17 protein-coding genes are annotated in these 19,358 nt (G+C 36.1%); 13 read left to right on the top strand and 4 right to left on the bottom strand.

Features of this window, described 5'->3' with window-relative positions; genetic code table 11:
- Positions 1–11: 11 nt before the first annotated feature.
- Both AC0GLY_RS00900 and AC0GLY_RS00905 read right to left on the bottom strand, forming a co-directional pair.
- Positions 12–1,373, bottom strand: a complete 1,362-nt coding sequence (locus AC0GLY_RS00900) for an AAA family ATPase (RefSeq protein WP_496611709.1) — start codon at positions 1,371–1,373, stop codon at positions 12–14.
- 166 nt (positions 1,374–1,539) lie between these two features.
- Positions 1,540–3,279: a phospho-sugar mutase gene (locus AC0GLY_RS00905; protein WP_496611710.1), complete on the bottom strand. Its 1,740-nt coding sequence runs from the start codon at positions 3,277–3,279 to the stop codon at positions 1,540–1,542.
- Between the two features lie 181 nt (positions 3,280–3,460).
- On the opposite strand from AC0GLY_RS00905, the gene galE reads away from it, so the two are divergent.
- The 9 genes from galE (at position 3,461) to AC0GLY_RS00950 (ending at position 12,651) form a co-directional block, all read left to right on the top strand.
- Positions 3,461–4,453, top strand: a complete 993-nt coding sequence (galE, locus tag AC0GLY_RS00910) for a UDP-glucose 4-epimerase GalE (protein WP_496611711.1) — start codon at positions 3,461–3,463, stop codon at positions 4,451–4,453.
- A 110-nt stretch (positions 4,454–4,563) separates the two neighbouring features.
- The gene (locus tag AC0GLY_RS00915; protein WP_496611712.1) at positions 4,564–5,205 is read left to right on the top strand and encodes a TetR/AcrR family transcriptional regulator; all 642 of its coding nucleotides are present in this window, start codon (positions 4,564–4,566) and stop codon (positions 5,203–5,205) included.
- Positions 5,198–7,888, top strand: coding sequence for an MMPL family transporter (locus AC0GLY_RS00920; protein WP_496611713.1), 2,691 nt, complete (start codon positions 5,198–5,200; stop codon positions 7,886–7,888). Before AC0GLY_RS00915 ends, AC0GLY_RS00920 begins: the two co-directional genes overlap by 8 nt.
- A gap of 141 nt (positions 7,889–8,029) precedes the next feature.
- On the top strand, positions 8,030–8,935 hold the full coding sequence (locus AC0GLY_RS00925) for a DMT family transporter (protein WP_496612216.1): 906 nt from the start codon (positions 8,030–8,032) through the stop codon (positions 8,933–8,935).
- A 9-nt stretch (positions 8,936–8,944) separates the two neighbouring features.
- Entirely contained in the window at positions 8,945–9,259 is a 315-nt protein-coding gene (locus AC0GLY_RS00930; protein ID WP_496611714.1) for a DUF7671 family protein, read from the top strand.
- 19 nt (positions 9,260–9,278) lie between these two features.
- The gene (locus AC0GLY_RS00935; RefSeq protein WP_496611715.1) at positions 9,279–10,199 is read left to right on the top strand and encodes a DMT family transporter; all 921 of its coding nucleotides are present in this window, start codon (positions 9,279–9,281) and stop codon (positions 10,197–10,199) included.
- A gap of 110 nt (positions 10,200–10,309) precedes the next feature.
- Positions 10,310–11,728, top strand: a complete 1,419-nt coding sequence (locus AC0GLY_RS00940; protein WP_496611716.1) for a basic amino acid/polyamine antiporter — start codon at positions 10,310–10,312, stop codon at positions 11,726–11,728.
- A gap of 70 nt (positions 11,729–11,798) precedes the next feature.
- Entirely contained in the window at positions 11,799–12,410 is a 612-nt protein-coding gene (locus tag AC0GLY_RS00945) for a hypothetical protein (RefSeq protein WP_496611717.1), read from the top strand.
- Positions 12,400–12,651 carry a hypothetical protein gene (locus tag AC0GLY_RS00950; protein ID WP_496611718.1) on the top strand — a complete coding sequence of 84 codons (252 nt, stop codon included), beginning with the start codon at positions 12,400–12,402 and terminating at the stop codon, positions 12,649–12,651. Before AC0GLY_RS00945 ends, AC0GLY_RS00950 begins: the two co-directional genes overlap by 11 nt.
- 46 nt (positions 12,652–12,697) lie before the next feature.
- On the opposite strand, the gene AC0GLY_RS00955 is transcribed toward AC0GLY_RS00950, so the two are convergent.
- The gene (locus AC0GLY_RS00955) at positions 12,698–12,913 is read right to left on the bottom strand and encodes a P8 family protein (protein ID WP_496611719.1); all 216 of its coding nucleotides are present in this window, start codon (positions 12,911–12,913) and stop codon (positions 12,698–12,700) included.
- Positions 12,914–12,989: 76 nt separating this feature from the next.
- Positions 12,990–14,213: an MFS transporter gene (locus tag AC0GLY_RS00960; protein ID WP_496611720.1), complete on the bottom strand. Its 1,224-nt coding sequence runs from the start codon at positions 14,211–14,213 to the stop codon at positions 12,990–12,992.
- Positions 14,214–14,455: 242 nt separating this feature from the next.
- Here AC0GLY_RS00960 and pyrF point away from each other — a divergent pair, with 242 nt between their 5' ends.
- The 4 genes from pyrF to AC0GLY_RS00980 all read left to right on the top strand — a co-directional run bounded on the left by pyrF (position 14,456) and on the right by AC0GLY_RS00980 (position 19,348).
- Entirely contained in the window at positions 14,456–15,175 is a 720-nt protein-coding gene (pyrF, locus tag AC0GLY_RS00965; protein ID WP_496611721.1) for an orotidine-5'-phosphate decarboxylase, read from the top strand.
- Between the two features lie 10 nt (positions 15,176–15,185).
- Complete coding sequence (gene pyrE, locus AC0GLY_RS00970) at positions 15,186–15,812, top strand: orotate phosphoribosyltransferase (protein WP_496611722.1); 627 nt, start codon at positions 15,186–15,188, stop codon at positions 15,810–15,812.
- A 114-nt stretch (positions 15,813–15,926) separates the two neighbouring features.
- Positions 15,927–16,958, top strand: a complete 1,032-nt coding sequence (gene adhP / locus AC0GLY_RS00975; protein ID WP_496611723.1) for an alcohol dehydrogenase AdhP — start codon at positions 15,927–15,929, stop codon at positions 16,956–16,958.
- Positions 16,959–17,152: 194 nt separating this feature from the next.
- Positions 17,153–19,348: an SH3 domain-containing protein gene (locus AC0GLY_RS00980; RefSeq protein WP_496611725.1), complete on the top strand. Its 2,196-nt coding sequence runs from the start codon at positions 17,153–17,155 to the stop codon at positions 19,346–19,348.
- Positions 19,349–19,358: the final 10 nt, after the last annotated feature.

Below are 19,358 nucleotides of genomic sequence, written 5' to 3' on the forward strand. Positions count from 1 at the left end.
TTGGTCATAGCTTAATTGGCTGGTGTATTGGCTAAGGCAGCGTCGATATCTGGCTTAGTAATATAAGTTAAATCATCATCAGTTGGACCTTGCATGAAAGCGACACGACGAGCTTGAGCTTGAAGGACACCTTGATAAACATTTCGTGCCCAACGTGCATTTCCAGAAGGGTGGTGAGTTTCGATAAAGTCTGTGATAGTTTTATCAAAATGTTTTTCATCAGCTAATTTAACAATTCCTTCCTGACTCATCATTTGTTTCATGATTTTTACTAGTTCAGGAGTTGTGTAATCAGCAAAAAAGATGCGATTAGGAATTCGGGAACGTAATCCCGGATTATCATTTAAAAACTCTTCCATTCGGTCTGTATAACCAGCTAAAATGACAATTAAATCTTTACGATGATTTTCCATACCGATAATTAATTGATCAATAGCTTCGTGGCCAAAGTCAGTTGGACTATCAGTATGTGATAATTGATAAGCTTCATCAATGAAAAGAATTCCACCTAAAGAACTTTCAATTACTTTTTTGGTACGGTCAGCGGTGGTTCCAGTATAATGTCCTACTAAGTCAGAACGATCCGTACTGACAAATTTATTTTCTTTAATAATATTATTTTGGGCTAAAATTGTACCGAAAAGTTTGGCAACGGTTGTTTTACCAGTTCCAGGATCGCCCACGAATATCATATGTTTACTAATTCCAGCCGGAGTTTTCAACCCACGTTCTTCACGAAGCTGATTGATTTTAGCAATTGCAATCATATCCGTAATTTGTTTTTTGGCTTCGTCAAGCCCCGTTAATTCGTTGAGTTCCTTAAGAGCATCTACGGAGGTATCCAATTTTTCAATGTTTAAATTAAGATCTTCATAGGCCTTATCATCACTATCGTCAGAACTAGTGGACGAATTGCTAGCTTTTAAATTGTTAAGATCATTCAAAGTTAGATCAGCAAGTGGATTAGTATCATAGAGGCTTGAGGCGTAAGCATAACGATCATTGAATTTGGAAATATCAATAGTAGCCACATTGGAACTATCGTCTTGTTCTAAAGCAATTACATCGACTAAAGGAAGGGCTTGATTTAATGCCGCTTGAGTAGTTTTTACCTTAAGTGGGAAGAAAAGTGACATTTGACGGTTTTTGAAGTTAATGTCAAAGCCAAACGTTTTCCCAATCACGGGACTCAATAAGTTGTAAAGCGTGACCAAGTTATCCGTCCAGTCTGTATAACCGCCTTCATCATTTTGTTCGTGTTGATATGATTTAATGTTTTTAATTTTAAAAGTTTTGGTCTCTAAATCACTATCGAGTTTATAATTAGCTCGATAGAAAAGTTGACCGTATTCTTTTAGTTCTTCGAAGGTCATCGCCATACTCCTTATGTAGTCTTTAACCCTTTAATTCTATATTTAACGTGTAAAAATGTAAACGAAAAAGGTAAAGTTTACTAAAAAATCTAGATTTTTTAGTAAATATTTAGTATTGGATACAAAAAAGCTCTGAAGTTAATCTTCAGAGCTTTTGCTGATTTACTTATTTATTTAATAATTCATTATCAATTGCATTTACATAACTATCTAATAATTTGTCAGCATCAGCTTGAGTATTAGCTTTAACACCAACATAAAACTTAATTTTAGGTTCTGTTCCAGAAGGACGAATGGCTAACCAGGTTCCATCTGCTAACCAGTATTTTAAAACATTCGATTGTGGTAAATCAATCTTCGTTTCGTTTCCGTTGGCATCAGTTTTAACTGATGTTTGAAAATCTTCAAGGGCAACTACTTGGACACCGTTGAAGCTAGTCATTGGATGATTGCGGAAGCCCTTCATCAAATTAGCCATTTTTTCGGTTCCATCAAGGCCATCGAATTCTTCAGAAATGGTTTTTTCTTCAAAATAACCATATTTTTCATAAAGTGCTTGAAGACCATCATATAAGGTCATCCCTTTTTGCTTATAGTAAGCAGCAACTTCGGCTAATAACATGGTTGATTGAACGGCATCTTTGTCACGAACAAAGGGTTTGATTAAATAGCCAAAACTTTCTTCAAAACCAAATAAGAAAGTGTGATCATGATTTTCTTCATATTGTTTGATTTGCTCAGCAATAAACTTAAAACCAGTTAAAACGTTTTTCGTTTCAACGCCGTAATCGTTAGCAATATCAGTGGCTAATTCAGTTGAAACGATTGATTTAACAACTCGACCGTCAGCTGGAAGTGTATGACTGGTTTTTTTGGCTTCCAAAATGTAATGAAGTAAGACACTAGCAATTTGATTTCCTGTCATCAAAGTGTATTCACCATCTGGTTGACGAACAGCGGCTCCAAGTCGATCAGCATCCGGGTCAGTGGCAATTAAAACATCTGCGTCTTCCGTTTTCCCTAATTTAATTGCTAAATCAAAAGTTTGAGGGAATTCTGGATTAGGGAAGGGGGTAGTTGGAAATTCTGGATCAGCAATCGTTTGTTCCACAACGACATCATAGTTCTTGAAACCAGCGTCAGATAAAGCTCGACGCGCAATAACTTTTCCAGTTCCGTGAAGAGGAGTGTAAATAAATTTTAGATTTTTTCCAACTTCAGCAATTAAATCATGATTAATGTTAACGGACTTAGCTTGTTCTAAGTATGCTAAATCAACATTTTCCCCAATGATGTTCATTAAACCATTTGCTCTAAGTTTCTTTTCATCCTCCACTGGAATATTGAATAAATCAGTCACCTTACGCACGTAAGTCGTCATAAGATCTGATTCCTTAGGTGGCATTTGGCCACCATCGGCACCGTAAATTTTGTAGCCATTGTATTGCTTAGGGTTATGACTAGCTGTAATCATAATTCCTGCGTAAGTATTTAAATTACGAACTGCAAAGGAAAGCTCAGGTGTAGGGCGAATATCATCAAAGACAAATGTTTTAATGTTATGAGCACCCAAGACCCGGGCAGCTTCGTGAGCAAAAAGCTTTGAGTTATAACGGGAATCAAAACTAATAGCGACCCCACGATCGCGTTCGGACTGATCGAGGCTTTCCATTAGTTTAGCTAAGCCTTCAGTTGCTTGACGAACTGTATAGATGTTCATCCGATTTGTACCAGCCCCTAAAAGGCCACGCATTCCAGCAGTTCCAAAAGATAGTGAAGTGCCAAAAGCGTCTGCTTTCACACTTTCGTCATTTTGCATGTTATGTAAATCATTTTTTAATTCAGCAGGCATGTCTGCATCGCTTAACCATGTATTGTATTGAGTATCAATTTCTGTTTTATTCATTAGTAATAGTCTCCTAGATATAATTAGCTAATTTACTTTAGATTATAGGTTTAATCAGTAGCTTAGTCAATCAAGCGGTAGTCGTCCCAGCTTAGCTCACTTTCAGCAAACTATTGAATAATTAGATTGTGATATAATTGAGGTAATTATAATTTTTAGGAATTGCAAAAGGAGAATTAATATGGCAGTTTTAGTTGCTGGTGGAGCAGGTTACATTGGCTCGCACATGGTTGATCAATTAATTAATGAAGGTTACGATGTGGTTGTCGCTGATAATCTTTCAACTGGACACCGTAAAGCAGTTAACCCTAAGGCAAAATTTTATTTAGGTGATACTCGTGATGCTAAATTTTTAGATGATTTATTTGCAAAAGAAGATATTGAAGCTGTGATTCATATGGATGCTTTTTCGTTGGTTTCTGAATCAATGAAAAAGCCCTTAAAATACTTTGATAACAACGTGATTGGAATGATTGTTTTACTGGAAGCCATGAAACGGGCCGGCGTTAAGTACATTGTCTTCTCATCAACGGCCGCTACTTATGGCAATCCAGAACGGGTTCCCATCCACGAAAAAGATCACAAAGAACCAATTAACCCTTATGGTGAAAGTAAGCTAATCATGGAACACATCATGAAATGGGTCGAAAAAGCTGATGGAATTCATTCGGTTGCTTTACGGTACTTTAATGCTGCTGGTGCTAAACAAGATGGCTCAATTGGTGAAGATCACCATCCTGAAACTCATTTGATTCCCATGGTACTTAAAGTTGCTGCTGGTCAACAAGATACTTTGAAGATTTTTGGTGATGATTATGATACTCCTGATGGGACCAATGTTCGTGACTACGTGCATATTTTAGATTTAGCGGATGCTCATATTTTAGCTATGGAATACCTAAAGAAAGGCAATCCAAGTAACGTCTTTAACTTAGGCTCTTCTACTGGTTTTTCTAACAAACAAATCGTTGAAGCTGCTCGAAAAGTGACTGGGCAACCAATTCCTGCTGAAATGGCTCCTCGCCGAGTTGGTGATCCAGATACGCTAGTTGCTGATAGTACTAAGGCTCGAGAAGTTCTGGGTTGGAAGCCTAAATTTGATAACATTGAGGATATTATTAGTACAGCATGGACTTGGAAACAAACTCATCCAAATGGGTATGAAGATAAATAATTAAATGTAATTAAGAACGAACTGGTTGGTTCGTTTTTTTATTGGCTTAATAAGACACCGCGTTGACTTATTAGCTAAAAAGTTTAAAATAAGCTTAAAAGTTGAAAGGGGTGGAACGATTGGAAAATAAGATGCGAAAAACAAATACCGTTGAAGATATAAAAAAAGCTTTCGTGTCATTAATCAAAGAAAAAGGGATTCGTGACATTAACGTGACTGATATTACACGACTAGCTGGAATTGGTCGTGGAACTTTTTATACTCATTTTACTGATATTTCAAATTTATTAGAAAATATCGAAAATGAGTTAATCGATAAGTTACAAGCCGATTTAAATGATGTAATTCCAGATGCGATGGAATGGTTAATTGCCGATAAAGGGGCTGGTCAGCCGGCACCGTTTATCATTGAAACTTTAAATAATTTTTATCAAAATCGGGAAATGATTGCGGCTTTACTCAGTGAAAAAGGTGATCCTTACTTTTTAAATAAGGTTAAAAAAATCATTTTTGCTGATTTGGACAAATCAGTACAGAACTTAGAAGAACAGATTGAAGTTGTTAATGATGAAATTCCGTTAGATTATGCACGTGAGTTTATGATTGATGAACTAATGGGCATTATTGTGTATTGGATTTCAAAACCTGCACCAGAGACACCGATGGAAGTTGCTCAAGTTATTACTAAATTACAACAAAAAGCTCCAATTAATATTTTTACTAAGCAAAGGGGAAAGTTAGAGCATGAATAAATTCGTTAAAAAATATTCTGGGATTGCAATTGTGTGGCTCCTGGCACTGATTGCTGCAGTGGTCTTTTTGCCTAACATGGGTAATTTAGAGGCTGAAAAGGGGCAAACCAAGATTTCAAGTGATATGCAAAGCCAAGTTGCTAACAATATCGAAAAACACTGGGGTCATCACATTAGTAATACTGACCAAGTAGTGCTGATTTATAATAACGGGAATCGGGCAATTACAAAAGCACAACAAGCAAAGATTGATGCTAAGGTTAAAGATTTACAAAAGCATGCCGATCACTATGATATTAAAGGAATTACTTCCGTAGTTGATACACCTTCTGCCAAGGGACAGTTGATTTCCAAAGATAAAACCACTGAATTGGTGCAACTTAACGTTTCGAAAAAAGATTCGGTGGAAAAGATGAATCAAAAGTTACAAAAAGGTGGCAAAATTGATGGCTTGAAATCATACGTTACCGGAGCGGAAATTTTAAATGATGATATGCGACTTTCAATGGTTGATGGGCTTAAAAAGACAGAAATTATTGCAATAATTTTTATTTTAATTGTTTTAATTATCGTGTTTCGTTCACCTGTAGTGCCTTTGATTTCGTTATTAACCGTGGGTGTTTCCTTCATTGTTTCTCTTAGTGTAGTTATGAATTTGGTTAAGTTCTTTGATTTTCCGCTTTCGAACTTTACGCAAGTTTTTATGGTGGTAGTGCTCTTTGGAATTGGAACTGATTACAATATTCTTTTATATAATCAATTTAAAGATAACTTAGCTGAAGGAATGGACAAAGTCGCAGCCACCATTAATGCGAGAAAAACGGCTGGGAAAACGATTCTTTATAGCGGAATTTCTGTTTTAATTGGTTTTTCAGCGTTGGGACTTGCTAAATTTTCAATTTATCGTTCCGGTTTTGCGGTGGGAGTAGGAGTAATCGTTCTTTTAATGGTTTTGCTTACTTTGAACCCCTTTTTCATGGCAACGTTGGGGAACAAATTATATTGGCCAGCTAAAAACCTAAAAGAACAAAAACAATCAAGTGCTTTGTGGGGAATTTTATCAACTAAGTCCGTTGAATATGCAGTTCCGGCCATTATTTTTGTTTTGATTGTGACGCTTCCATTCATAGCGTTAGGTCATGGCAAGCTAAATTACGATCAAACGATTGAATTAAGCAATGAGATTCCTTCTAAACAAGGATTAAACGTGGTACAGAAACACTTTAGTAAGGGAACGGCTGAACCATCAACCGTTTACATTAAAACTAAGCATAATTTATCAAACGAAAAGAATTTAATGGAAATTGATCGGATTACCAATCAACTTCGGGACCGTAAGGATGTAAAAACGGTTGCTTCGGTAACCCAACCTAACGGAGTACCCTTGAATCAACTTTACTTAAACGATCAACTTAGTACTTTGACTGGGAAAATGAGTCAAGCTAATAATGGTTTGAGTCAAATTCAACAAGGCGCCTCCAGTAACTCCTTTAATGGTGATCAATTAAAAGCAATTGGCGCTTCAGCTCAATCAATTGGCCAACGTTTACAAGCCATTCAAGCAACTGCTGGAAATAGTAGTGCGGTTTCTGGACAACAAGTCATCGCAGAAATGCAACAACAAGCAACAGCAATGGGGTCACCATTAAATGCTACCCAAATGCAAATTATTGCAGGGGCCTTACAACAATCTGCCGCTCAAGTTCAAGCACAACAAGCTGGATTAAGTGGCCAATTAAATGGAATTGCAAGTGATACACAAAGCATTGGGAACAATACAAAAGCCATGGCCACCCAACTTGAAAGTGTACAAGGAAAACTTACGCAAGCTAACCAAGGCTTAAATAAGATTTCTACTGGATTAGGGCAAGCGGGAGACTACTTAACTGAATTACAAAACTCAGCTGCGGCTGCCAAGACGTTCTACATTCCAACATCAGTTCTCGAAAGCAAAACTTTCCAAAAAGCAGTTAATACTTATCTTTCACAAGATCAGAAGACCGCTCGAATTGCGGTGGTACTTAAATCCAATCCTTCGAGTGCGGATGCCATTAAGTCTGTTAACCAAATCCAAAACCAAGTTAAACAAAACTTAGCGGGTACGGATATGCAAGATGCTACGGTGGCTGTTGGCGGAGAAACTGCGACAATTTCTGATACTAACAAGATTGCCTCAAGTGATTTCATGCGGACAGCGGTCATTATGGTAATTGGTATTTTAATTGCTTTGATGTTTGTCACCAAGTCAATTTTGCAACCGCTTTATATTATTGGAACATTGCTCTTGGCTTACCTAACTTCACTATCAATTACGAGATTATTTAGTAGTCTCTTCCTTGGTCAAGATATGTTGACTTGGAACACCCCGTTCTTTGCTTTCATTATGTTGATTGCTTTAGGAGTTGATTACAGTATTTTCTTAATGCAAAAGTATCAAAACATCTTACCAAGTGCTGCCCCAGCAACCCGAATTGTGCATGCATCTAAGTTCATTGGGGTGGTTGTGCTATCAGCTGCAGTTATTTTAGGAGGAACCTTTGCAGCCTTGATTCCTTCTGGGGTAATGACGTTGATTCAGGTAGCAATTGCAGTAATAATTGGATTATTAATTTTAGTAATTATTTTGCCAATTTTAATGTCAGCCGGAATTAAATTAACTTATTCAACAAAGAATACTAAATGATTAAACAAGTAAATGATAAAGTCAGGCACATTTGCCAGGCTTTATTTTTTAGGTTTACGGGTAAACTTGGGAAAGAGTATGATATAGCTATTAGAAAAAATATAAAATGAGGTGGCAGAATTGAATTCAAATAGGAACATTATGAAAGGGATTTTTTGGGCAACCCTTGCTTCAGCGTTTTGGGGAATTTCTGGAACAATTTTACAATTTGTATCACAAAATGCTGAAATTCCAGCAGCATGGTTTTTATCTGTGAGAACTTTATTTTCAGGAATTATTTTATTGGTAATTAGTGCAGTCATGTTTCACGGAAAGATTTTCAATGTTTTCAAAAATCGTAAATCAGTTTTATGTATTTTGGGGTATGCTATCTTTGGACTGGGTGCAAATTTGCTTTCTTTCTTTTTGAGTGTTCAAACGGGGAATGCAGCTTCAGCAACGATTCTTCAGTATTTGGCACCCCTCTTTATCTTACTAGGTGGCTTCTTTTTTATGCATCGGAAACCTAATCGAATTGATTTATTGGTTTTTGTGATTGCTTTAGTCGGAGTTGTACTTTCAATTACTAAGGGAGATATTAGAGAGCTTTCAATTCCACCAATTTCACTATTTTGGGGTGTGATTTCTGGAATTACAGCAGCGTGTTATGTAGTGATCCCTCGTCCTTTGATGAAGGATAATTCTCCTTTAACTGTCCTTGGATGGGGAACCTTAATTGCGAGTTTATTTTTTAATTTACATCAGCCTGTTTGGGTTGGCGTACCACACTTAACTACTGGCAGCATTATTGGAATTGGAGCAATTGTAATTATTGGAACGGTTTTGCCATTTGCTTGTTTACTTCATAGCATGAAATTTGCTAGTTCAGCAGATGTTAGCTTAGTTGATGCAGTTCAACCAGTAATGACTTTTATTTTAAGTGTCTTATTTTTACATACCAAGATTAGCTTAATGGAAGTTATTGGATCAGCTCTAGTGATTCTTGCAATTTATATTTTACAAAATTATAAACGTAAATTAACGAGTACAAATGAATTTAACGCTTAATGGAGAATTATGACTGATAAATATGAGGTTTTAAGATTGATTGGTGTGCCAGTACAGCAAGATGGATCTGGGAATTACCAAATTAAACGTGATAAAAACGATGAGTTTAAATTACATGAATGGAGAATTGGGAAGCATACTAAAGGAAGGTTTCGACAAATAGGGCAAGTTTTTTTAACGGAGAATCAAATGCGTGTTGCAATTTTAGCGACCTTTAAGGTATCCTTTAAGAAGCGCCATCAGTACACGCCAATGGCACGATTTTTGAGTGATAATGTATCCTCAAAGATTGTGGCTGAAGCTAGTACTAAATTACCTGATTAAAAATAAGGAGTTTTGGAAAATGTTTAACAAAATCAAAGGAATGAGTAATACTGCTAAAGGTCTTGCTCTTGCCGGATTTGCGTCAGTTTCTTGGGGAGTTGCTGGGGTTATTACTCAGTTTGTTTCACAAAATGCTTCAATTCCAGCATCCTGGTTTTTATCTGCTCGAACTACAGGAGCAGCATTAATCTTATTATTGGTTAGTGCAATCATCTATAAGGGCAAAATTTTCAATATCTTTAAAGGTTGGAAAGCAATTCTTACTTTAGTTTGTTATGGATTGTTTGGTTTAGCAGCAAATATGGGAAGTTTTTACGTTAGTATCCAAGATGGTAATGCAGCAGCAACTACTATTTTGCAATATTTAGCTCCCTTATTTATTTTGTTAGGATCATTTATTTTTCAACATAAAAAACCAGCTAAAATTGATTTTATTGTTTTCGTAATTGCAATTATTGGAGTTTTTCTTTCAATTACTAAGGGTGATATTAGTCAGCTTTCCATTCCAATGGATTCCTTTATTTGGGGATTGATTTCAGGAATCACAGCTGCCCTTTACGTGGTGTTACCACGTAGTTTAGGTAAAAATAATCCACCAATTGTGGTTATGGGTTGGGGAACATTAGTAGCTAGTATTGCTTATAACCTTAATCATCCAGTGTGGACGAATGTACCACATTTAACCACGGGTGCGATTTTAGGGGTTTGTGGAATCATTTTTTTTGGAACTCTTTTAACCTTTTCAACCTTGATTTTTGCGACTCGCTTTACATCTTCGGCTAATATTAGTTTGATGGATGCCTTACAACCAGTTTCAACTTTTATTTTGAGTGTGATTTTCTTCAAGACAGCATTAAGTCTGGCAGAAGTTGTAGGGGCAATTCTAGTTATTTTAGCTATTTACCTACTTCACTTCTCACCATCGGAAGATGAACTTTAAAAAATAAAAAAGGTTGCGCTTTTAGCGGGACCTTTTTTATTTTGCTGAATAGTCAGACTTATTTAAGGTATACTAATGCTATTGCAAAAAAATGGATAAAGGGGTCAAAAATGAAAAAACAATCAGGAGTGTCATTGGTGGGGTTGGTTATGCTAGTGATTAGTGCCTCCATTGGTGCGGGAATTTATAATGCTAGTGAACAACTAGCAAGTGTAGCGACTCCCGGACCTGCGCTATTGGCTTGGCTAATTACTGGAATTGGAATCTTTGGACTTGCTATGAGCTTGAAGTCATTAAGTGAAACTAATCCAGATTTAAATGGAATGGCTGAATATGCTCAAAAAGGATTTGGAAATTTTGTCGGGTTTATTTCAGGGTGGGGATACTGGCTATCATCTTGGATTGGAAGTGTAGCATTTGCTACGATGATGATGTCAGCAGTTGGCTATTTTATTCCTAGTTTTCGTTCGGGAAATTCAATTTCAGCAATTATCGTGGCATCGGTCATTTCCTGGTTATTAACGTACTTAGTATCACGGGGAGTTGAAAATGCGGCTTTTATTAATGTTTTTATTACGATTATTAAGCTGATTCCTTTATTAGCTTTTGTAATTTTAGGGGTAGTATTATTTAAAACCAACGTTTTTACAGCTCATTTTTGGAATAATTTTACGACTAATTTTACTTATCAATCGGCCACTCCCGGTGGAATTTTTAATCAGGTTAAGGGATGCTTGATTACGATGATGTGGGTATTTGTTGGAATCGAGGGTGCTACTACAATGACTGGGCGAGCTCGAAAGGCTTCGGATGCTAGCAAAGCGACTATTCTTAGTTTTGGGGCCTTATTAATTATTAATGTGGTAATTTCAATGCTTCCATATGGTTATTTAACCCAAGCGCAATTAGCACATTTAAGTAATCCTGCATTGACCTATGTTGTGAAAGATATGATTGGTCCAGTTGGTGGAATGTTAGTTAGTCTTTCATTGATTATTACGATTTTTGGATCATGGCTCTCTTGGACATTGCCGCCAGTAATTGCAACTGCGGAAATGGCAGAAAAAGGAATGTTACCCCATTGGTTTGCCAAGTTAAATAGTAAGAAAGCACCCATCAATTCGTTAATCTTGACTCAAGTTTTATTACAATTATTTTTAGTTTCACTTGTTTTTTCAGATCAAGCTTATAATTTTGCGATTTCGTTGTGTACGGCTGCCATGGTAGTGTGTTATACCTTAGTGGCTGCTTATCAAATTAAAGTTGGCTATCAGGCTAAATCAATTAAACTGATTTTTCCAGGACTACTAGCTTTTACGTTTGAAGTAATAGGAATTACTTTTGCTGGGCTACAATACCTCTGGCTCTGTGCAATTGCCTACGTATTAGGTTTTGTTTTTTACATTAAAGCAGCTAAAGAAAACCAGCGTCCCATCAATCGTAAAGAATGGCTATTAATGATTTTGGTAACGTTTATTGCTATTTTGGCAGTGATTGGATTAGCAACCGGAAAAATTAGTTTATCATAATAGAGTTTTACTCACTCAAACTAAAAATACGATATACTATTCATCAATAAATTGTGAAGGATGTTTTCTAATGACAAAAAGCAAAAAATATCGCAAGTTGATTATTGCAGGAACTTTGAACGTAATTGTGCTTGCATTGTTAATTTTAGGTGGGATTAACTTATATAATCTAAATAAAAATCAGCAAAAATTGAGTGATGTTCAAACTAAATATGACATGTTAAAAAAATCATATGATGAAATGACGACGGATGATGTTACTTATCAAGAAAACTTAACTTATCAAAATATGAAAACAATTGCTAAAACAAACAATGCGGTTCTGACTGACAGTATGAAAATTATTTTCAGTAACTATCCAACCCAACTGGAAAATCAAACAGCTATTACTAAGTTAACCAAAAATTATATGACTAAGGCCGATGCAGAGGCTTTGCTAGCTTCAGTAAATCACTATACGCGGTTAAATGAAGTTAAAATTTATAATTATAGTAATGAAGTATCACAAAAGGGGCATTACTATTATTCAAACGTGACAGTTACATATTATGGGAGACGAGGAAATCGCCTTAATACCAACCATTATCTTTTTAAAGTTACTTTGAATCATCAAGATTTAAACTCTAATAAGATTCGATTTCATTTAATTCAAAGTTTTAGAGGTGATCAACATGTTAAATAAAATTAAAATCATCTTTGAAAAGCCTAATTTAATTATTACAATCCCGATTATTATAATTGTCTTTTTGATAGTTGGAAATGGCTACGCCTTTTATCAAAATCAACAAATAACACAAAAAATTACTTCACAAAATACAGAAATAAAAAAAGTCAGTACAAAATTTGCGACTAAATATAAAAAAATCGCTAAAAAAGCGCAACAAGAATTTAAAGCAACCCATACAGATCCGTTAAATCAATAAAAAAGGTGACTGGAAATTTTCCAGTCACCTTTTTATTTGAAAATAATTATTTAAGCAATTTTTCAGCATCAGCTTTGACATCTGCGTCACTCATGTCTAAGTATTTTTGCATTACTTCTTCAGTTTTAATGGTATCTTTAGCATTCTTTTGCATATAATAATCCCATAAAGCATCCCGAATTGGCATTGGACTATCTGACCAATCAAATACTTCATTCATGTGTTCATCTAACATTGTGTTTTCTTCGAAATTTTCAGTCATGATTATTTCTCCTCTTTCTTAATCTACAACTACATAGTAGTTCTTTTTGAAGAAAAGGGTTAACAATCTGCTTGAATTATTGTTTTAATTTTTTAAGTCCTGGAAGAGTCATCATAACTGTAAAACTGATTAGGTAAAGAACTGATAAAAAGAGCATTACTACAATTAAACTGTAGTGTTCCATAATAATCCCGATTACTAATGATGACATTCCGCCGACAGCACGACCAACGCCAACGATGATGTTGTTAGCACTTGAGCGGACTTCAGTAGGATAAAGCCGACTAACAATGGCTCCATAGCCTCCATACATCCCATTAGCAAAGAAACCAACCACGGCTCCGATGATTAAAAGAAGCCCAGTTGAATGAGCAAGAGCTAATGTATAAACCAAGATGGCCGAAGCAAGGAGAAAAATTCCAAAGGATAAACGAGGACCCATTTTATCGAAAATAGTTCCAAAAGTCATCATCCCAATGCTCATTCCAATAATTGTAGAAATCATCCAAAGTGAAGATCCTTTAACGCTTAGATGGCTTTGTTGTTCAACAATTGAAGGTAGCCAGTTCATTAAACCAAAGTATCCAGCAATTTGGACAGTGGTCATAATCATTAATCCAATTGAGGTCCAGGTGGTTTTTAAATTAGGAAACATATACTTTTTGATGGCTTGAATAGTGGTTGTTGTACGACTTGCTTGGACATTGAGAAATTCATTTGATTCCTTGATGTGTCGTCTAACAAAGAAAACTAAAATGATGGGAAGCAATCCAAAGAGATAAAGGGCATGCCAGCCTAAGTTTGGAATAACAAAGGCAGCTAAAATGGCAGCAGCAATTGCTCCAAATTGACCACCAATTGCTGCGATTGATGACATTCTACCAAGTTCTTTTTTCGGAAATGCTTCAGCAATTAGCGTGATTCCCAATCCGTATTCTCCACCAGCTCCAATTCCGGCAATAAATCGCAAGAGATAAATCATTGAAATATTATTGGCAATGCTCATTAAAGCAGTAGCAAAGGCAAATACAAAAATGGTATATGTAAATGTTTTTACGCGTCCAAATCGATCTCCAAGCATTCCAAAAATTACTCCGCCTAGTAACATTCCCCAGTTAGTAATGGTCCCAATTAGACCAGCCGCACCAGCTGAAACATGCAAAGAAGCGATAATCGAACTCATCGTAAAAGAAAGAAAAAGCACATCCATATTTTCTAATCCAAAGCCTAAACTTGATGAAGTTAACACCAGTTTTTGGTTCCGAGTTAGTGAAGTGTGCTTAGTTATTTGATTATTCATAAAAAAATCCTCCAAAGAAAGGCTCACGGGCCTTATTTATTTGTTGCTTTTAGTATTGTGGCATAAACTGTCAATTGTGACAAGGTTAGCTTGTACAAGTCACAGAATTATATTATAATTCTCACAACAAATTAATTGGTTCAGAGAAGCCAAATTGAATTTAAAGCGAATTTAATTCTAGAAGACTATTCTCTGAAATCAGTGAATAGTCTTTTTACATAGTGAAATTTTTGGAGGTTAAAATGGATAAACCACTTATGATTGCATTAGATTTCCCAGAAATCAACCAAGTTAATCAGTTTTTAGATCAATTTGAAAATCCTAGTCAGCTTACCGTTAAAATTGGGATGGAACTTTTTTACCAAGCGGGTCCAGAAGTGGTCAAGCAAGTTAAACAGCGTGGTTGTGATATTTTTCTTGACTTGAAGCTGTTTGATATCCCCCATACCGTGGAAAAAGCTATGGAACAGTTGGGAGAACTAGGAGTTGATTATACAACTGTTCATACACTCGGTGGCCAAGCAATGTTAAAAGCTGCCAAGCGAGGACTAAAAGCAGGAGCTCAACGCGCTGGATTACAAGCACCTCATTTACTAGGAGTGACCGAACTAACTTCAATTTCACAAGCGATTTTAGCAAACGAACAAAATTGTAAATTGTCAATGAATGCACAGGTTGTTGCTTTAGCTAAGCTAGCGAAAAATTCTTGTTGTGATGGGGTAATTACTTCTGCTTTGGAACTTCCTGACTTAACTAAAGCCCTCGGCCGTGATTTTGAATATGTGGTTCCGGGAATCAGAATGCAACAAGATGCTGTTGGTGATCAAAGTCGTGTAGCTAATCCTGCAACTGCCAGAGCAGATGGAGCTTTTGCAATTGTGGTTGGACGCCCAATTACGCAGAGCAAGCATCCAATTATGGCTTATGATCGATATTTAAAGGACTGGAACTTACAAAAATAGGAGAATGATTATGCAAAACTTAGAAACGCAGATTTTAAATCAATTAGTGGAAGATAAAATTGTTCAATTTAAATCAGAAGGTTATTTCGAATTTGCAAGTGGAATTAAATCACCAATTTATACTGATTTACGTTTAACGGTTTCGTATGTTGAGTTACGTAGCATGATTGCAAAGGCACTATCGCAGCTAATTAAAAATCAATATCCAGATGTAACCGTAATTGGTGGCGTTGCAACTGCGGGAATTCCACATGCTGCCATTGTAGCTGATGAGTTAGCCTTACCAATGGTTTACGTTCGTTCAAAACCAAAGGATCATGGAACGGGTAAACAAATTGAAGGACGGATTAGGCAAAATGATCAAGTGGTTTTAATTGATGATTTAATTTCGACTGGTGGAAGCGTAATTCAAGCAGCTCAAGCAGTTCAACGAGAAGGTTTTCAAGTTGCTGGAGTAGTTTCAATTTTTTCTTATGGTTTTCCAGATGCAGAAAAAAACTTTGCGGAAGCAGGCTTGAAATTTAGCCCATTAGTGACCTATGCTAAATTAATTGATGAATTATACAAAACTAAGCAAATTACTGAAGCCAAATACCAATCATTAAATCAATGGCACCAGGATCCTTGGAACTGGTAAGCATAGTTAAAATTAGTTTTTATCTATAATTAATTGCAATGTGAAATTATTCACGTTATAATGAACTTGTTAAAATTAATAATTATTGGTTTCATTATAAAGAGGAGAATTATTATGGTTAAAGCTGCTGTTGTTAGACCTGATTCAGATGGATATGTTGATATTAAAGATGTTACTTTACGTCCCATTCGTTCCAATGAAGCCTTAGTAAAAGTAGAATATTGTGGTCTTTGTCACACTGATTTACACGTTGCTTCAGGTGATTTTGGTGAAGTTCCTGGTCGAATTATTGGACATGAAGGGGTTGGACGCGTAACTCAAATTGGGGAAAACGTAACTAATCTAAAAATTGGCGATCGAGTATCAATTGCTTGGTTCTATTCAGCAGATGGTACTTGTAAGTACTGTGTAACTGGTAATGAAACTCTTTGTCGAAACGTTAAAAATGCAGGGTACACAGTTGATGGTGCAATGGCTGAAGAATGTATTGTCGATGCCAAATACGCTGTTAAAGTTCCAGAAGGACTAGATCCAGTTGAAGCTACTTCATTAACTTGTGCTGGAGTTACAACTTATAAGGCGCTTAAAATTGGTGATACTAAACCGGGTGAATGGACACAAATTGTTGGTGCTGGTGGACTAGGTAATTTAGGTGTTCAATTAGCTCATAACGTTTTTGGAGCTAAAGTAGTTGTTACTGACGGTGATCCTAAAAAGCTTGAAGCTGCTAAAGAAAATGGCGCTGATTTAGTAATTAATCGTCACGATGCGGATGCAACTGACCAAGTTATTAAAGGAACTAATGGTGGAGTTCACGATTCAATCGTAACGGCGGTTAGTGCACAAGCCTTTACTAATGCCGTTGATGCCCTAGAACCAAATGGGACTTTAGTTGCGGTTGCTCTTCCAAAGGGTGATATGGCTCTTAACATTGATAAAACAGTGCTTGATGGAATTAAAGTAGCTGGTTCCCTTGTTGGTACTCGTCAAGATTTACGTGAAACCTTTGACTTTGGTGCTCAAGGAAAAGTTAAACCAATCGTTAGAACTGATAAACTTGAAAATATCAATAAAGTGATTGATGAAATGAAGGCTGGTAAGATTGTTGGCCGTGTAGTTTTTGATTTCACTGGTGAAAAAGATTAGTTTTTTAATTAAGAGAACATGGTGTAAATTACTTTTACCATGTTTTTTTTATTACAACTACTTTAAATTTTTAATTTATGTCAAATATAAATACCTTATTTGATTATTTGTGTTATCATATGAATATCTTTAATAATTAAGAAAAGATTAACTATATACATAAGTCATGTGATACATAAGAGAGGAATGAGTTTATGGATAACAAGTATACTAGAGCACATAATCGGATGGCTACGGCTACTGGAGAAACCAAAACAAGAACAAAATTAAGCAAGTCAAAGCATGGCTGGATTAAGATTGCAATGGGCATTACATTTGCATCTACTTCATTATTTTTAATGAATGCGCCTACTTTTGCCGATGATGTTCAACCAACAGCTACGGTAAATCAAACTGCAGTATCGGCTCAACCAGAAAATCAAAGTGCAGATCAAAACCAAAGTGAAAATCAAAGTTCAGATAATAATCAGGTAGCGTCAACTAATGATCAAACTAATGTGGTAACTGACGTAGCACAACCTCAAACTAATGCAGTTAATGCAAGTGATGCTGATAACCAAGCAGCTTCTGTAACTGATAGTGCACCAAGTGCACTTCAACTTGCTAAATCAAGTCAGTTTGCAACTTATACTGCTGCGCAAACTCAAAATGTTCGCAATGGTGCAAGTTTAGATTCTGATGTAGTTAATACTCTACAACCAGGTCAATCAATTAATTATGATAGTAGTGTTGATAACGATGGATATGAATGGTTGCATAGTAATGACAATGGCAACTCACAATATGTTGCTAGATTAAATGATGATAATCCTGATCTTTCTGGGAAAACTTCTCCAGCTAACCAAACTTTCATTAGTCAGTTAGTACCTGGAGCTCAAAATACTTGGAATGAATATGGGGTTCTTCCTAGTGTTTCAATTGCACAAGCAATCGTTGAAAGTGCTTGGGGACAATCTGCTCCTGGTAATAATCTTTATGGAATTAAAGGTGAATATAACGGACAGTCTACTTGGCAATCAACTCAAGAATATTACAATGGTCATTATGTAACGATTCAAGATCAATTCCGTGCTTACCCTGACTTTGCTGCAAGTGTTGAAGATCATGGACACTTTTTAGCAGCTAATTCACGTTATGCAAACTTACTTTATAGCCAAGATTACTATTATGTATGTCAAATGTTGCAAGCCGATGGATATGCTACAGATCCCAATTATGCTAATACCTTAATTGGTGTTATTAATTACAATAATTTGGGTCGTTACGATAATACTCAAAGTCAATCAAATTCAAATAACAATAATCAATCAGCAAGTAACAACGCTAACGTTAATCCAGAAACTAATCAACCAGCTCAACCAAGTAATACTGAAGGAATGACTCCAGTAAATGGTTCATATACGACTTCAGTTAGCCAAAACGTCCGTACGGATGCTGGTCTTAATACTACCGTTGCTGGAACATTAGATCCTGGTGTTACAATTTATTATGATGGAATTTTAAATAACGATGGTTACAATTGGATGCATTACAGTAACTATTCTGGGGCCTCTCGTTGGATTGCTGACATTAATGAAGTTCAGTCAAATAATGATGTTCAACCAGAAGTTCAACCTTCAAATTCAAACGGAAATACTGAAAACACTAATAACCAACCAGCTCAACCTGCTAATGAAGTAGCCCCAAGTAAGGATAGTGCAATTACGCCTGCTAGTGGTGCTTATACTACTGCTGTAGCACAAAATGTTCGTATCGGTGCAAGTATTGAGGCTGATTCCGTTGCAATTTTAGATGCTGGGAATACGATCTATTACGATGGAACGGTTGATAACGATGGTTACACTTGGTACCATTACTTTAATTATGCTGGTGATGCTCACTGGATTGCTGATTTAAATGATGCCCAACCAGTACAACAACCCGCAAATAATACCAGCGAAATAGAACCAGCAACTGGTGCTTACACTACTGCCGGAGTTCAAAATGTTCGTAGTGGTGCTGGTCTTGATGCCAGTGTTGCTGGAACCTTAGATTCTGGTATTACAATTTACTATGATGGTATTGTACAAGCTGATGGATATACTTGGTTACATTACACTAACTATGCTGGTGAGTCACACTGGGTTGCTCAAATCACTGATGCTCAACCAGTACAACAACCAGGTAATAATGCTAGTGAAATGGAAGCAGCAACTGGTGCTTATACTACTTCTGGAAGCCAATATGTTCGTGATGAAGCAAGTTTAAATAGTAATACTAAAATATTACTTGATCCTGAGGTAACAATTTACTACGATGGTACTAAACAGGCTGATGGATATACTTGGTTACACTACACAAATTATTCAGGTCAATCACGTTGGATTGCCAAATTAAACTTAGCATTTTAATTTAAAAAAG

Source organism: Fructilactobacillus sp. YLN 2507 (genome assembly GCF_059614085.1).

Bases quoted from the DNA above. Each gene is read 5' to 3' on its own strand.
- AC0GLY_RS00920 (WP_496611713.1), top strand. From the start codon at position 5,198: ATGAATAAATTCGTTAAAAAATATTCTGGGATTGCAATTGTGTGGCTC.
- adhP (WP_496611723.1), top strand. From the start codon at position 15,927: ATGGTTAAAGCTGCTGTTGTTAGACCTGATTCAGATGGATATGTTGAT.
- AC0GLY_RS00930 (WP_496611714.1), top strand. From the start codon at position 8,945: ATGACTGATAAATATGAGGTTTTAAGATTGATTGGTGTGCCAGTACAG.
- AC0GLY_RS00960 (WP_496611720.1), bottom strand. From the start codon at position 14,213: ATGAATAATCAAATAACTAAGCACACTTCACTAACTCGGAACCAAAAA.
- AC0GLY_RS00925 (WP_496612216.1), top strand. From the start codon at position 8,030: ATGAAAGGGATTTTTTGGGCAACCCTTGCTTCAGCGTTTTGGGGAATT.
- pyrE (WP_496611722.1), top strand. From the start codon at position 15,186: ATGCAAAACTTAGAAACGCAGATTTTAAATCAATTAGTGGAAGATAAA.
- AC0GLY_RS00905 (WP_496611710.1), bottom strand. From the start codon at position 3,279: ATGAATAAAACAGAAATTGATACTCAATACAATACATGGTTAAGCGAT.
- AC0GLY_RS00945 (WP_496611717.1), top strand. From the start codon at position 11,799: ATGACAAAAAGCAAAAAATATCGCAAGTTGATTATTGCAGGAACTTTG.
- AC0GLY_RS00935 (WP_496611715.1), top strand. From the start codon at position 9,279: ATGTTTAACAAAATCAAAGGAATGAGTAATACTGCTAAAGGTCTTGCT.
- AC0GLY_RS00950 (WP_496611718.1), top strand. From the start codon at position 12,400: ATGTTAAATAAAATTAAAATCATCTTTGAAAAGCCTAATTTAATTATT.
- galE (WP_496611711.1), top strand. From the start codon at position 3,461: ATGGCAGTTTTAGTTGCTGGTGGAGCAGGTTACATTGGCTCGCACATG.
- AC0GLY_RS00940 (WP_496611716.1), top strand. From the start codon at position 10,310: ATGAAAAAACAATCAGGAGTGTCATTGGTGGGGTTGGTTATGCTAGTG.
- AC0GLY_RS00900 (WP_496611709.1), bottom strand. From the start codon at position 1,373: ATGACCTTCGAAGAACTAAAAGAATACGGTCAACTTTTCTATCGAGCT.
- pyrF (WP_496611721.1), top strand. From the start codon at position 14,456: ATGGATAAACCACTTATGATTGCATTAGATTTCCCAGAAATCAACCAA.
- AC0GLY_RS00955 (WP_496611719.1), bottom strand. From the start codon at position 12,913: ATGACTGAAAATTTCGAAGAAAACACAATGTTAGATGAACACATGAAT.
- AC0GLY_RS00980 (WP_496611725.1), top strand. From the start codon at position 17,153: ATGGATAACAAGTATACTAGAGCACATAATCGGATGGCTACGGCTACT.